Source organism: Phycicoccus sp. 3266 (assembly GCF_031456495.1).
GTDB lineage: Bacteria > Actinomycetota > Actinomycetes > Actinomycetales > Dermatophilaceae > Pedococcus.
Window position 1 is genome coordinate 892,082 of the sequence record NZ_JAVDUW010000002.1, and the last position, 14,102, is coordinate 906,183.

The 14,102-nt window shown below is 73.9% G+C and carries 14 protein-coding genes and 1 tRNA gene; 12 read left to right on the forward strand and 3 right to left on the reverse strand.

Translation table 11 applies throughout. From position 1 onward, the window contains the following. Positions 1-122: 122 nt before the first annotated feature. The 5 genes from J2X64_RS14075 (at position 123) to proB (ending at position 6,772) form a co-directional block, all read left to right on the forward strand. Entirely contained in the window at positions 123-3,155 is a 3,033-nt protein-coding gene (locus tag J2X64_RS14075; RefSeq protein ID WP_310155645.1) for an Rne/Rng family ribonuclease, read from the forward strand. A 211-nt stretch (positions 3,156-3,366) separates the two neighbouring features. Further along, positions 3,367-3,675: a 50S ribosomal protein L21 gene (gene rplU, locus J2X64_RS14080; protein ID WP_310155648.1), complete on the forward strand. Its 309-nt coding sequence runs from the start codon at positions 3,367-3,369 to the stop codon at positions 3,673-3,675. A gap of 43 nt (positions 3,676-3,718) precedes the next feature. Further along, entirely contained in the window at positions 3,719-3,988 is a 270-nt protein-coding gene (gene rpmA / locus J2X64_RS14085) for a 50S ribosomal protein L27 (RefSeq protein WP_310155650.1), read from the forward strand. Positions 3,989-4,118: 130 nt separating this feature from the next. After that, positions 4,119-5,648, forward strand: a complete 1,530-nt coding sequence (gene obgE, locus J2X64_RS14090) for a GTPase ObgE (protein WP_310155655.1) — start codon at positions 4,119-4,121, stop codon at positions 5,646-5,648. Further along, on the forward strand, positions 5,645-6,772 hold the full coding sequence (gene proB, locus J2X64_RS14095; RefSeq protein ID WP_310155657.1) for a glutamate 5-kinase: 1,128 nt from the start codon (positions 5,645-5,647) through the stop codon (positions 6,770-6,772). Before obgE ends, proB begins: the two co-directional genes overlap by 4 nt. 21 nt (positions 6,773-6,793) lie before the next feature. Here the strand turns inward: proB and J2X64_RS14100 are convergent, their stop codons facing one another. Together J2X64_RS14100 and pdxY are read right to left on the reverse strand one after the other, a co-directional pair. Beyond that, complete coding sequence (locus J2X64_RS14100; RefSeq protein WP_310155660.1) at positions 6,794-7,219, reverse strand: hypothetical protein; 426 nt, start codon at positions 7,217-7,219, stop codon at positions 6,794-6,796. Positions 7,220-7,232: 13 nt separating this feature from the next. Continuing rightward, positions 7,233-8,084 (reverse strand): pyridoxal kinase PdxY, encoded by an 852-nt coding sequence (pdxY, locus tag J2X64_RS14105; protein ID WP_310155663.1) that lies wholly within the window; start codon positions 8,082-8,084, stop codon positions 7,233-7,235. A gap of 95 nt (positions 8,085-8,179) precedes the next feature. On the opposite strand from pdxY, the gene J2X64_RS14110 reads away from it, so the two are divergent. Together J2X64_RS14110 and J2X64_RS14115 are read left to right on the forward strand one after the other, a co-directional pair. Then, on the forward strand, positions 8,180-9,460 hold the full coding sequence (locus J2X64_RS14110) for a glutamate-5-semialdehyde dehydrogenase (protein ID WP_310155666.1): 1,281 nt from the start codon (positions 8,180-8,182) through the stop codon (positions 9,458-9,460). 27 nt (positions 9,461-9,487) lie between these two features. Then, positions 9,488-10,183, forward strand: coding sequence for a class I SAM-dependent methyltransferase (locus tag J2X64_RS14115; RefSeq protein ID WP_310155668.1), 696 nt, complete (start codon positions 9,488-9,490; stop codon positions 10,181-10,183). Here J2X64_RS14115 and J2X64_RS14120 read toward each other — a convergent pair. After that, the gene (locus J2X64_RS14120) at positions 10,137-11,231 is read right to left on the reverse strand and encodes a glycosyltransferase family 2 protein (RefSeq protein WP_310155671.1); all 1,095 of its coding nucleotides are present in this window, start codon (positions 11,229-11,231) and stop codon (positions 10,137-10,139) included. The two genes, J2X64_RS14115 and J2X64_RS14120, sit on opposite strands and share 47 nt — an antisense overlap. A 799-nt stretch (positions 11,232-12,030) precedes the next feature. Here J2X64_RS14120 and J2X64_RS14125 point away from each other — a divergent pair. The 5 genes from J2X64_RS14125 to J2X64_RS14145 all read left to right on the forward strand — a co-directional run bounded on the left by J2X64_RS14125 (position 12,031) and on the right by J2X64_RS14145 (position 13,987). Next, on the forward strand, positions 12,031-12,228 hold the full coding sequence (locus J2X64_RS14125; RefSeq protein WP_310155673.1) for a hypothetical protein: 198 nt from the start codon (positions 12,031-12,033) through the stop codon (positions 12,226-12,228). 2 nt (positions 12,229-12,230) lie between these two features. Continuing rightward, a complete protein-coding gene (nadD, locus tag J2X64_RS14130; RefSeq protein WP_310155676.1) occupies positions 12,231-12,839 on the forward strand; it encodes a nicotinate-nucleotide adenylyltransferase in 609 nt (202 codons plus the stop codon). Between the two features lie 7 nt (positions 12,840-12,846). After that, on the forward strand, positions 12,847-13,221 hold the full coding sequence (gene rsfS / locus J2X64_RS14135) for a ribosome silencing factor (protein ID WP_310155679.1): 375 nt from the start codon (positions 12,847-12,849) through the stop codon (positions 13,219-13,221). Continuing rightward, complete coding sequence (locus tag J2X64_RS14140; protein ID WP_310155682.1) at positions 13,218-13,838, forward strand: histidine phosphatase family protein; 621 nt, start codon at positions 13,218-13,220, stop codon at positions 13,836-13,838. Before rsfS ends, J2X64_RS14140 begins: the two co-directional genes overlap by 4 nt. 76 nt (positions 13,839-13,914) lie before the next feature. After that, a tRNA-Ala gene (locus tag J2X64_RS14145) sits at positions 13,915-13,987 on the forward strand. Positions 13,988-14,102 lie beyond the last annotated feature (115 nt).

Consider the following 14,102-nt stretch of genomic DNA (forward strand, 5'->3'; position numbering starts at 1 on the left):
CGTGTCGGCGGCAAACCCGCCACCGGCACGAGGCATGACCGCGCACCACGCGGCCGTGCGGAGGGTCCGCCAGCGGGCCCCGGGTGTGGCCACGGCCCGTGGGTGACGGAAGGACGCCTCCCATGGCTTCCACGGACGACCAGCCCACCACCCCCACCACCGACGGCGCGCCCGCCGGCGCCGCAGAGACATCCGCTCCGGCCCGGCGCCCGCGACGGGCCACGAAGAAGGCCGCCGCTCCCGCGCCTGCAGCACCCGCGGGTGAGGCAGCGGATGCGACGTCGGCCGCCGGCGCCCAGGGTGCCGACGCCGGAGCGCCCGCCGAGCCGGCCACCGGCGAGGTGCCGGCGAAGAAGGCCGCCAAGCGCGCGCCGCGCAAGAGCGCGAAGAAGGCCGCGAAGGCCTCCGCAGGTGAGCCGGCGGTCGAGCCCGCCGCCGAGTCGGCCGCGGTCGAGCCCGTGGCCGAGGCGACCGAGGCCCCTGAGCGGGCGAAGAAGGCCGCCAAGCGGGCTCCCCGCAAGAGTGCGAAGAAGGCCGCGAAGGCCCCCGCCGGCGAGCCCGCGGTCGAGCCCGCCCCCGAGACCCCCGACGAGGAGGACGAGGAGGCCCTGGCCGCCGCTCGCGCCGAGGAGGCGCGGCTGGCCGAGGGCGCTGCCGAGCCCGACACCGCGTCGGCCGCGACCGTCCCGAGCTTCGGCGTCCTGTTCCAGGCGCCCGACCCCGACGCGGCCAAGCCCGCCCGCAAGCGGGCCACCCGCAAGCGCGCCACGGCCCCGGCCCAGGAGGTCGAGCCCGCGGCGCAGCGGGCAGCGGAGCCGGTCGAGGCCGTCGAGGCCCCCGCGGACGACGAGGCGGCCGAGGCAGCGGCGTCGGCCGACGCCGGCGAGACCGCCGAGTCGGGCGAGGGCACGGGTGGCCGCCGCCGCCGTCGCCGTGGCGGCAAGGGTCGCGGCCGCGGACGGGGCTCGGACTCCGACGCCCGCGACGAGTCGCAGGGCGCCGAGGATGCCGGGTCCGACGACGCCGAGCAGGCGGACGGCAACGGGCCCGCCGAGGACTCGGCCGAGGGTGAGGGCAGCTCGAGCAGCCGCCGGCGCCGGCGCCGCCGCCGCAGCGGCTCCGCCACGGACGGGGAGGACCCGCCCGGCACCGTGACCAAGGTGCGCGAGCCGCGCCGCGACGAGCCGCAGAGCGTCAAGGGCTCGACCCGCCTCGAGGCCAAGAAGCAGCGCCGCCGCGAGGGCCGCGAGGCCGGCCGTCGCCGCACGATCATCACCGAGGCCGAGTTCCTGGCGCGCCGCGAGAGCGTCGACCGCGTCATGGTCGTGCGCGAGCGCGAGGGCAAGACCCAGATCGGCGTGCTCGAGGACGAGGTCCTCGTGGAGCACTACGTCTCCCGCGAGACCAACGCCTCGATGGCGGGGAACGTCTACCTCGGCCGCGTGCAGAACGTCCTGCCCTCGATGGAGGCGGCATTCGTCGACATCGGCAAGGGCCGCAACGCCGTCCTGTACGCCGGTGAGGTCAACTGGGACGCCGCGGGCCTGGAGAACAACCAGCCCAAGCGCATCGAGAACGCCCTGAAGTCCGGCGACACGGTGCTGGTCCAGGTCACCAAGGACCCGATCGGGCACAAGGGCGCGCGCCTCACCAGCCAGATCAGCCTGCCCGGCCGGTACCTCGTGTACGTGCCCGAGGGCTCGATGACCGGCATCTCCCGCAAGCTGCCCGACACCGAGCGCGCCCGGCTCAAGGGCATCCTCAAGGAGGTCGTCCCGGACAGCGCCGGCGTCATCGTCCGCACCGCGGCCGAGGGCGCGAGCGAGGAGGAGCTGCGCGCCGACGTCGAGCGGCTCACCAAGACGTGGGAGAAGATCCGGGCCAAGGCCGACTCCAAGGGCAAGGCCAAGGGTGGCGCCCCCGCGCTCGTCCACGGCGAGCCCGACCTCACCGTGCGGGTCATCCGCGACGTCTTCAACGAGGACTTCGGCAAGCTCGTCGTCGCCGGTGACCGGGCCTGGGAGGAGGTCAGCGAGTACATCGGTGACGTCGCTCCCGACCTTGCCGGGCGGCTGGAGAAGTGGACCGGCACCGAGGACCTCTTCACCCGGTACCGCGTGGACGAGCAGATCGCCAAGGCCATGGACCGCAAGGTCTGGCTGCCCTCCGGCGGCTCGCTCGTCATCGACCGCACCGAGGCCATGACCGTCGTCGACGTCAACACCGGCAAGTTCGTCGGCTCGGGGGGCAACCTCGAGGAGACGGTCACCAAGAACAACATCGAGGCGGCCGAGGAGATCGTCCGGCAGCTCCGGCTCCGCGACATCGGCGGCATCATCGTCATCGACTTCATCGACATGGTGCTGGAGTCCAACCGCGACCTCGTCGTGCGCCGCCTGCTCGAGTGCCTCGGCCGTGACCGCACCAAGCACCAGGTCGCCGAGGTCACCTCGCTGGGCCTGGTCCAGATGACCCGCAAGCGGGTCGGCTCCGGCCTCATCGAGGTCTTCTCCGAGACCTGTGACCACTGCGGCGGCCGGGGCATCATCGTCCACGACCACCCCGTGGAGAAGTCGTCCAACGGCGACCAGGGCGGTTCCGGCGGTGCGCGCGGCGGCTCCGGCTCCGAGCGCGCCTCCTCCACGAGCGGCAGCACCCGTGGCCGGCGCGGACGCTCGGGTTCGGGTTCCGGCTCGGCCTCGAACGCCGCGCCCGCCGAGCAGCAGCAGGCCGCCCACCACGGGGGCCCCACGCCTGCGCAGATCGCGGCTGCCGCGCACGCCGCCGCCCTGAAGTCCTCCGAGGCGCACCCCTTCGGGGCCGGTGAGCTGGTCGACGAGGCGCCCGCGCAGGACGAGCCCGTGGTCGAGGTGCACGAGACCCCGGACCAGGAGCAGCCCGAGCGCGTCGAGGCCGAGCCGGTCCAGCCCGAGCCCGCCGAGCGCGAGGCCGCACCGGCCCGCCAGGCCGCGGCCGAGCCGGCCCAGCCCGAGAGGACCCAGCCGGAGCCCGCCCGTCCGGCAGCGGCGGCCGCGCCGACCGCAGCGCCCCGGCGCCGCAAGCGCGCTCGCGTCGTGGCCCCCGCGGGGCCGCCCCGCCCGACCGCCGCGGCGGCCGACGAGGCACCCGCGGAGCCGGCGCCGGACGCGTCCTGAGCCCGGCGGCATACCTGCAGGTCGTCCTGCGGGGATGCCGCCCGGCTGCCGGTTTGGTCGGGGGACCGCCCACCCGGTAATCTTGTGCCTCGGTGCGCCCACCGTCCGGCGTCCGCAACCAGAGCCCCGTCCGCGGGGTTCTGCACGCGGGTCGCTGCCGGCCGGTCCAGACAGAGAGCGCGTGCCTCCCGAAGTAGGAAGAGAGTTACCCGTGTACGCGATCGTTCGCGCAGGTGGCCGTCAGGAGAAGGTCTCCGTCGGTGATGTGCTCATCATCGACAAGGTCTCCGGCAAGGCCGGCGACAGCATTGCGCTGACCCCGCTCCTGGTCGTCGACGGCTCGACCGTGACCAGCGACGCCGACAAGCTCGCCAAGGTCACCGTCAAGGCCGAGGTGGTCAAGCCCGCGAAGGGCCCCAAGATCACGATCATGAAGTACAAGAACAAGACCGGCTACAAGAAGCGTCAGGGCCACCGTCAGCACCTGACCCAGGTCAAGATCACCGCGATCGACGCCTGAGCCGCGGCGACCGACACAGACTTCCAGAAGGCAGGAACCTGACATGGCACACAAGAAGGGTGCGTCCTCGACCCGCAACGGTCGCGACTCGAACGCACAGCGACTCGGCGTCAAGCGCTTCGGCGGCCAGCTCGTCAACGCCGGCGAGATCATCGTCCGCCAGCGTGGCACCCACTTCCACCCCGGTGACGGCGTCGGCCGTGGCAGCGACGACACCCTGTTCGCGCTCGTCGCGGGCAACGTGGAGTTCGGCACCAAGCGTCGCCGCCGCGTCGTCAACATCGTCCCGGTGGAGACCGCGGACGCCAGCTGACCTCGGTATGCCGGGTGCCCGTCACCCGGCGCACCGCACCGGAGGGGGCGGGCCCGACACGGGCCCGCCCCCTCCGCACGTCCCCTCCTAGACTCGGGGACGCACCGACCAGACCAGGAAGAAGAGCCCCATGACCACGTTCGTCGACCGCGTCGTGCTGCACGTCGCCGCGGGCGACGGTGGCCACGGCGTCGCCTCGGTCAAGCGCGAGAAGTTCAAGCCCCTCGGAGGCCCCGACGGCGGCAACGGCGGCAGCGGGGGAGACGTGGTGCTGCGGGTCGACCCGCAGGCCACCACGCTGCTCGACTACCACCACCACCCCCACCGCAAGGCGGACAACGGCCGCCCCGGTGCCGGTGACGAGCGCAACGGCGCCGACGGCCCCGACCTCGTGCTCCCCGTACCGGAGGGCACCGTCGTGACCGACGGGTCCGGCGGGGTGCTGGCCGACCTGGTCGGCCCGGACGCCTCGTTCGTCGTGGCCCGCGGTGGCCGTGGCGGCCTGGGCAACAAGGCGCTGGCGTCGCCCCGGCGCAAGGCCCCCGGCTTCGCCCTGCTCGGCGAGCCCGGCGAGGTCCTCGACATCGTGCTCGAGCTCAAGTCGCTCGCCGACGTCGCACTGATCGGCTTCCCGTCGGCCGGCAAGTCCTCGCTCGTGTCGGTGCTCTCGGCGGCCCGGCCCAAGATCGCCGACTACCCGTTCACGACGCTGGTGCCCAACCTCGGCGTCGTGCAGGCGGGCGACCAGCGCTTCACCGTCGCCGACGTCCCCGGCCTCATCCCGGGCGCCAGCCAGGGCAAGGGCCTCGGCCTGGAGTTCCTGCGCCACGTCGAGCGCTGCTCGGTCCTCGTGCACGTGATCGACTGCGCCACGCTCGAGCCGGGCCGCGACCCGATGACCGACCTCGACGTCATCGAGGAGGAGCTCGCCCAGTACGTGCCCGACGAGACCCTCGGCGGTCGGCCGCTGGCCGAGCGCACGCGCATCGTCGTGCTCAACAAGGCCGACGTCCCCGAGGCCGAGGAGCTCGCCGAGCTGGTCCGGCCCGACCTCGAGGCGCGGGGCCTGGAGGTGTTCGTCGTCTCGGCGGTGGCCCACACCGGCCTGCGCGAGCTGACGTTCGCCATGGCCCGCCACGTCGCCGCGGCGCGCAAGGAGATCGAGGAGGCGGCCGCCGTGCCGCAGCGGATCGTCCTGCGCCCGAAGGCGGTCGACGACAGCGGGTTCCGCGTCGTGCGCGAGCAGACGTCCGACGGCGAGGTGTTCCGGATCGAGGGGGAGCGGCCCACGCGCTGGGTCCGCCAGACCGACTTCAGCAACGACGAGGCCGTCGGGTACCTCGCCGACCGGCTCGGCCGGCTCGGCGTCGAGGAGGCGCTGTTCAAGGCCGGCGCCGTCGCCGGCGCGACCGTGCTCATCGGCCCCGCCGACAACGCCGTCGTCTTCGACTGGGAGCCCACCATGGCGGCCGGTGCCGAGCTGCTCGGCGCCCGTGGCACCGACCTGCGCCTCGAGGAGGCCTCGCGCCCGACCCGTGGCGCCAAGCGCGAGGAGTATGCCGCGCGCAAGGCCGCCAAGTCCGCCGCCCGGGACGAGCTCGCGGCCGAGCGCCGGGCCGGCCACTGGGCGACTGCACGGGACGAGGACGACGAGGAATGAGCCGCGTCGACCACCGGCGCGCCGTGCCCGAGGCGCGCCGGCTCGTGGTCAAGATCGGCTCGTCCTCGCTGACCGATCCCTCGGGCGGCTCCCTCGACGAGTCGCGCCTCGTGGCCCTGGTCGACGTCCTGGCCGCCCGCCGGCTGGCCGGGCAGCAGGTCGTCCTGGTCTCCTCGGGCGCGATCGCGGCCGGCATCGCACCGCTGGGGCTGGCCCGCCGCCCCCGCGACCTCGCCACGCAGCAGGCGGCGGCGAGCGTGGGGCAGGGCGCCCTCGTCGCGGCATACCAGCGCGCCTTCGGTGCCCACGGGCTCACGGTCGGGCAGGTGCTCCTCACCGTCGACGACGTGACCCGGCGCACCCACTTCACCAACGCCAAGCGCACGCTCGACCGGCTGCTCGAGCTCGGCATCGTGCCCATCGTCAACGAGAACGACACGGTGGCCACCCAGGAGATCCGGTTCGGCGACAACGACCGGCTGGCGGCCCTGGTGGCCCACCTCGTGCAGGCCGACGGCCTGCTGCTGCTGACCGACGTCGACGCGCTCTACGACGGGCCGCCGAGTGCCCCGGGCGCCCAGCGCGTGCCTGCCGTCGTCGGTGGCCGCGGGCTGGAGGACCTCACCATCGGGGGCACCGGATCGTCCGTCGGCAGCGGCGGGATGGTCACCAAGGTCGAGGCCGCCACGATCGCGAACGCCGCCGGCATCACGACCGTCCTGACCAGCGCCGCCCAGGCCGCGCACGCCCTCGAGGGGGCGGACGTCGGTACCGTCTTCGCCCCCGGCGGTGGCTCGCGGCACACCTCGCGCCGGCTCTGGCTCGCGCACGCCACGACCCCCCGAGGCCGCCTGCTGCTCGACGCCGGAGCCGTGCGGGCGATCACCGAGCACCGCAAGTCCCTGCTGCCCGCCGGCATCTCCGCCGTCGAGGGCACGTTCGTCGACGGCGACCCCGTGGACCTGTGCACGCTCGAGGGCGAGCCGGTGGCCCGTGGGCTGGTGAACTACACCTCCGCCGAGCTGCCGGGGATGCTGGGCCGTTCCACCCACGCGCTGGCCAAGGACCTGGGGCCGGGGTACGAGCGTGAGGTCGTCCACCGCGACGACCTGGTGGTGCTCTGAGCCGTCAGCGAGGGGGCGTCGTCAGGGGGAGGGCGTCGTCGTCGGTCGCGGCTGCAGGACGATCTCGCCGGTCGCGCCGTCGACCACGGCACGGCTGCCGAGCGGCTGCTCCAGGGTGACCGCGGCCGTGCGCAGCTGGGCGATGGCCGGGCAGGCCACCTCGCCGGCCGGGGCGGCGTGCGGGTACTCCCGGACCCGGATGTACACACGGTCGACGGTCTCGCTCGCCTGCGCCCGGTAGTCGGCGCCGCACGGGCCGGGCCGGTCCGGGACCCCGCTGAACGACACGACGACCTGGCGTCCCTGCACCCGGTAGGAGTCGAAGGGCTGGAGCCGGCTCGTCGCGTCAGGGGCCGGTGAGCCGCCGGAGCAGGCCGCCAGGACGACCGCGGCCACGACGGCGCTCGCCGCGGTGGCTGCGGCCCGGGTGGCCCGCCGAGCGGTCACCGCGCGTGTCCCCTCAGCGGACCTGCGTGACCTCGAACTGCAGGCGCGGGCTGGCGATCGCGTCCTGCGACTGCACGAGCTGCAGCTCGCGCTCGCCGGACTCCAGCGTCGTGCTGAGCAGGTCGAAGACGCTGCTCGCGGTCCGGGCCAGCGCGACGGCGGGGTCACCGGTCTCGAGCAGGTGTGCGGTGAACAGCGCCGCGGTGACGTCGCCGGAGCCGTTGGCCTTCATCGGCAGCCGCGGCGTCTGGACGACCCAGGCCCCGTCGCCGGTGACCGCCATCATCTCGATGGTGTCCGCGGGGGCGTCCGGGCGCTCGACGCTCGTGACGAGGACGGTCGAGGGCCCCATGTCCCGGGCGAGGTCGACCGACGCCAGGGTCTCCTCGAACGTCCGGGGCTCGGTCCCGGTGAGGAAGCCGAGCTCGAACTGGTTGGGCGTGATGAGGTCGGCCCGCGGCACGACCCTCTCGCGGAGCAGGACCGGGATGGCCGGGTGCACGAAGCAGCCGCTCTTCGCGTTGCCCATGACGGGGTCGCACGCGTAGATGGCGTCGGGGTTGGCCGCCTTGACCCGCTCGACCGCCTCGAGGATGACGTCGCCGATGTCCTCGCCGCCCTGGTACCCCGAGAGCACGGCGTCCACCGCCGGGAACGCGCCGCGCTCCTCGACCCCGCGGATCACCGCGCGGACGTCGTCGGCCGGCAGCAGCGGCCCGCGCCACTCGCCGTAGCCGGTGTGGTTGGAGAAGTGCACGGTGTGCACGGGCCACACCTCGACGCCGAGCCGCTGGAGCGGGAAGACGGCCGCCGAGTTGCCGACGTGGCCGTAGGCGACCGAGGACTGGATCGACAGGATGCTCACCCGAGCCATTCAACCAGCCGCCGGAGCGCCTCACCCCGTGCCCCGCATGCGGACGCCGGCGTCCGGGGGTGGGCACGCGGCATACGCTTGGGGGCATGGCCGAGATCGACCCCACCGCCGTCGAGCAGGTGGCGACGGCTGCCCGCGCCGCCCGTGCTGCGTCGCGACGCCTTGCGCTGCTCTCTCGCGCCGACAAGGACGCCGCGCTGCACGCGATGGCGGACGCGCTCGAGGTCGCCGCGGCCGACGTCGTGGCGGCCAACGCCGAGGACCTCGCCCGCGGCCGGGACGCGGGCATGGCGCAGGGCCTGCTCGACCGGCTCGCGCTCGACGAGGCCCGCGTCCACGCCGTCGCCCAGGCCCTGCGGGACGTCGCCGCCCTGCCGGACCCCGTGGGTGAGGTCGTGCGCGGGTCGACGCTCGCCAACGGGCTGCAGATCCGCCAGGTCCGCGTGCCCATGGGCGTCGTCGGCATGGTCTACGAGGCGCGTCCCAACGTCACCGTGGACGCAGCCGGCCTGGGGCTCAAGTCCGGCAACGCCGTGATCCTGCGCGGCGGCTCCGCGGCCGAGTCGACCAACCGGGCGCTCGTCGGGGTGATGCGCAGGACCCTCGGGTCCCGCGGCCTGCCCGCCGACGCCGTGACCCTGCTCGAGGGTGGCCGTGACGCCGTCCGCGCCCTGCTCACCGCCCGCGGCCTCGTCGACCTCATCATCCCGCGCGGTGGCGCCGGCCTGATCCAGACCGTGGTGACCGAGTCGACCGTGCCGGTCATCGAGACGGGGGTCGGCAACGTCCACGTCTACGTCGACGCGGCGGCCGACCTCGACAAGGCGCTCGCGATCACCGTCAACGCCAAGACCCACCGCCCCAGCGTCTGCAACGCCGCCGAGACCCTGCTCGTGCACGAGGCGGTGGCGGCCGACTTCCTGCCCAAGGTGCTGGCCGAGCTCGCCGGGGCCGGGGTGGCGCTGCACACCGACGCCGCAGCGGGCGCCGCGGCCGAGACCGCCGGCGTGCCCCACGCCGACGCCACCGAGGCGGACTGGGACACCGAGTACCTCGCGCTCGAGATGGCCGTCCGCGTCGTGCCGGACCTCGACGCCGCGATGGAGCACATCCGGGCGCACGGGTCGGGGCACACAGAGGCGATCGTGACCGAGGACCGCGCGGCGGCCCGGCGGTTCACCGCCGAGGTGGACGCGGCGGCCGTGATGGTGAACGCCTCGACCCGGTTCACCGACGGGGGAGAGTTCGGGTTCGGTGCCGAGATCGGCATCTCCACCCAGAAGCTGCACGCCCGGGGCCCGATGGCCCTCCCCGAGCTCACGACGACCAAGTGGATCGTCGAGGGCGACGGGCAGGTGCGGGCCTGAGCGCCGTCGATGGCAGGATGACCGCCCATGGAAGGCACTGAGGTCCGCAAGCTGGCGGCGCTCGAGGACACCCACTGGTGGTACCGCGAGCGGCGGCACCTGCTCGGCCGGATGATCGACGGCGTCGCCCCCGGCCGGGCGCTGGACATCGGTGCGGCCGGCGGGGGCAACACCCGCGTGCTGCGGTCCGCGGGCTGGTCGGTCGCCGCGCTGGAGTACGGCGAGGACGGTGCGCAGGTCGCGGCCGAGCGCGGGCTGGCGGTGCTGCGGGCGGACGCCACGGCGCTGCCCGTCGCCGACGGCGCGCTCGACCTCGTCGTCGCCTTCGACGTCCTCGAGCACATCCTCGACCACGACGCGGCCGTGCAGGAGGTGCACCGGGTCCTGGCCCCGGGCGGACGCTTCCTCGTGGCCGTGCCGGCGGACCCCAACCTCTGGTCCGAGCACGACGTCGCCGTCGACCACGTCCGCCGCTACACGCGCACCACCCTGCGTGGCGTGCTCGAGCGCGGCGGCTTCGACGTCACGTCGATGACGTCGTGGAACGTCCTGCTGCGCCCCGTGGTGGCCCTGCGGCGACGGACGTCGAGCGGGTCGGACCTCGAGGAGATCCACCCGGTGGTGAACGCCGGCCTGCGCGCGGTCGTCGCGGTCGAGCGCTACCTGCCCGTGAAGGCTATGCCCGGGGTGACCCTGATGGTCGAGGCTCGTCGACGCGACTGACGGGAGCGGCCCCGTCGCCGCTGGGCAGCGCGTCGTCGTTGGGGGGCCCATCGCCGCTCGCGAGCGCGTCGGCGCTGGGGAGCGCGTCGGCGCTGGGGAGCGCGTCGCGCCGGGCCGCGTCGGTGAGCGAGTCGTAGGCGATGTAGTACGCGGGTCGGCCCTGGAGCTGGGCGTACATGCGGCCGACGTACTCGCCGAGGATCCCGACGCAGACCAGCTGCACGGCGCCCACACCCGCGACGGCGACCACCGTCGACGTCCAGCCGGGGACCGTCTCGCCCATCGTCATGGCGACCAGCGCGTACGCCAGCAGGACGAAGGCCGCGAGGCCGCCCACGAGCCCCAGCCAGGTCGCCGCGCGCAGCGGTGCGGTCGAGAAGCCCGTGACGCTGTCGAGCGAGAGCCGGACCATCTTCGACAGCGGGTACTTCGACCGGCCCGCGGCCCGCTCGTCGCGGCGGTAGGTGACCGAGGCCGAGGGGAAGCCCAGCGCGGGGACGACGAAGCGCAGCACCCGGTGGTGCTCGGGCAGGGCGTTGACCGCGTCCACGGTGGCCCGTGACATGAGCCGGTAGTCGCCGGCGTCGACCTGCGCGTGGGTGCCCGACAGGGTGCGGATGACGCGGTAGAAGGCCCTGGCGCTGACCCGCTTGAACGCCGAGTCGGTGGAGCGGTCGCCGCGCACGCCGTAGACGACGTCCACGCCCTCGGACACCGCCAGGGCGAGCATCTCGGAGACCACCTCGGGCGGGTCCTGCAGGTCGGCGTCGAGGGTGACGACGTAGTCGCCCCGCGCGCTGGCGAGGCCGGCCGAGATGGCCGCCTGGTGGCCGGCGTTGGCGCGCAGCCGCACGATCCGCAGCTGGGGCCAGTCCCGGGCGATCCGCTGCAGGACCGCGGGGGAGAGGTCGGTGGAGCCGTCGTCGACGGTGAGCACCTCGTACGTCGTGCCGAGGCCGTCGGCCACCGGACGCAGGCGCTGGACGAGCAGCGGCAGGACGTCCTCCTCGTTGTACACGGGGACGACGATGCTCAAGGCGGGGGCCATGGCACACAGGGTACGGGGACCCGGTGCGGCCGGCGGCCGGACGCCGCGCTGGCACGCTCGCGGGCGGACGCCCTGGCCGGCACGGCGCGAGGGCGCCGGCACCCGTGTGGTCGGACGCCCTGGCCGGGGCGGCGCGAGGGCGCCGGGGGCACACCGCGAAGGCCCCTCGAAGTATGAGTTCGAGGGGCCTTCTGTCGGGGGCTCCCGCCGCGCCGAGGCGCTGCGGCTACCTCCGTGGTGCGGCGTCGCGACCGGCGGACCGGTCGGGCGCTGTGCACCGGTCGATCGCCCACGGCCTGCCGGAGCGGGTCGTGTCCACTGCGACGGTGGCGCCTGCCGCGGGCCGGCGGACCGGTCCTCGTCGGGCGTTGCGATCTGGTCGGCGGGTCCGGAGTTCCTCCGTGGCGTCGCCCACGGACCCAGCACCCGAGGGAGCTGGGACCCCGTCCGGGCGAGCCCGATCGGGGCGGTCCACCGTTATCCGGCCGACCTGTGCTCCTGCCGGCGGATCCTCCCGGGTTCCCCCGTTCCGACCCTCCGACCGGAGCGCGTGAGAGATTTGTAGTAGCGGGATGCCTTGCCCTGCAAGGGCTTTGGAGAAAGATTTCTCGTCCACCGGTTGCCCACACCGTTGTCCACACGAACCGGTGCGTACCGGGCGGGTTGTGCACATCCCTGTGCACACAATCGGTGGACAACCATCGGGGCCCTCCACCGGCCCCATGGCCGGCCCGTGCACCGGACCCCGGTGTGCCGGTCGGATCGGGGACGAACCCCGTCGACCGGTAGGCTGGGCCCCATGACGTCGTCTCTTTCGAACCTCCTCACGGCCGCCGAGGAGAACACCCGCGAGCTGCCCTTGCCGCCGCAGGCGTTCGGGGCCATCGCGTTCGTCGGGTTCATGCTGCTCCTCGGGGTGCTGTGGTCCTTCCGCGGCACGGCACAGAAGATCTCCGGGCAGCACCTGCCGCACGACCACAGCGGCGGCTCGCACTGACCATGCGCCTCGGTGTGATGGGTGGCACGTTCGACCCCATCCACCACGGGCACCTCGTGGCCGCGTCCGAGGTCCAGTCCAGGTTCGGCCTGGACGAGGTCGTCTTCGTGCCCACCGGCCAGCCGTGGCAGAAGGACGACCGCAAGGTCAGCGTCGCCGAGCACCGGTACCTCATGACCGTCGTCGCGACGGCCTCGAACCCCCGGTTCACCGTGAGCCGTGTCGACATCGACCGGCCGGGCCCGACGTACACCATCGACACCCTGCGCGACCTGCACGGTGAGCGGCCCGAGGCCGAGCTGTTCTTCATCACCGGCGCGGACGCGCTGGCGCAGATCCTGTCGTGGAAGGACGCGGACGAGCTGTTCGAGCTCGCCCACTTCGTCGGCGTGACCCGGCCGGGGTACGTGCTGTCGGAGTCCGGGCTGCCGCGCGACCGCGTGACCCTGCAGGAGGTGCCCGCGATGGCGATCAGCTCGACCGACTGCCGAACGCGGGTCGAACGGTCCGAGCCCGTCTGGTACCTCGTGCCCGACGGCGTGGTCCAGTACATCAACAAATACCGCTTGTATGCCGCCAACCCGCGTCCCGCGGGAACGGCACGGACGTAGGAGAGCAGTGCCCGCCACCGATCGATCCCTCGAGCTCGCCAAGACCGCGGCCCTGGCCGCGGACGACAAGCTCGCCACCACCGTCGTCGGCCTCGACGTCAGCGAGCAGCTGGCGCTGACCGACGTCTTCGTCATCGTCTCCGGGTCCAGCGAGCGGCAGGTCGGCTCCATCGTCGACGAGGTCGAGGACAAGCTCCGGGAGCAGGGCGCCAAGCCCCTGCGCCGTGAGGGCGAGCGCGACGGCCGCTGGGTCCTGCTCGACTTCGGCGACATCGTCGTGCACGTCCAGCACGACGACGAGCGCGAGTTCTACGAGCTCGAGCGCCTCTGGAAGGACTGTCCCGAGGTCGACCTGGGCGTGCCGAAGCGCCGCGACGCATGAGCGCTGCGAACGACGGTCGACGGGTGGTCGTCGTCCGCCACGGCGAGACCGACCACAACGCCGGTGGCGTGTGGCAGGGGCAGCTCGACACCTCCCTGTCCGAGCGCGGCATCGAGCAGGCGCGTGCCGCCGGCGCGGCCCTCGCGGCATACCGGCCGACCCGGGTGGTCGCCTCGGACCTGGCGCGCGCGGCGGTCACGGCCCAGCACGTCGCCGAGGCCGCCGGCCTCGAGGTCGCCCTGGACCCGCGCTGGCGCGAGATCCACGTCGGGCAGTGGCAGGGCATGCACACGACCCAGGTGCGGTCGGAGTATGCCGAGCTGCTCGAGCAGATGGACCTCGAGGACGTGCGCCGCGGGGTCGACGGCGAGACGCTCGCCGAGGTCGGGGACCGGGCCGGTTCGGCCCTGCGCGAGCTGCTCGACGGGCTCGTCGAGGGGGAGTGCGTCGTCGTCGTGGCGCACGGCGTCTCGAGCCGGGCGGCCGTCGCCGAGGTGCTCGGGATCGACCAGCACCTGGCCACGCACGCCCTCGCCACCCTCGGGAACTGCCACTGGGCAGAGCTCGCGCAGACCCGCACCGGGTGGTCGCTGAGGGCGTGGAACGCCCACGCCTGAGCCGATTTGGATGCTCGCGCGAGCCGTGGGTAGACTTCCGCAGTCGCCTCCGGGGGACACCCACTCGGGGCAACTCGGGGCTGTGGCGCAGTTGGTAGCGCACTTCCATGGCATGGAAGGGGTCAGGGGTTCGAATCCCCTCAGCTCCACAACGCAGAAGAAGGACCCACACGCTTTTCGTGGGTCCTTCTTCTGCGTTCTGGGACGACGCGGTGGGGATTCGGGAGGAGCCCCTCGGCGCGGAGCGCCCCCACGCGACGGCTC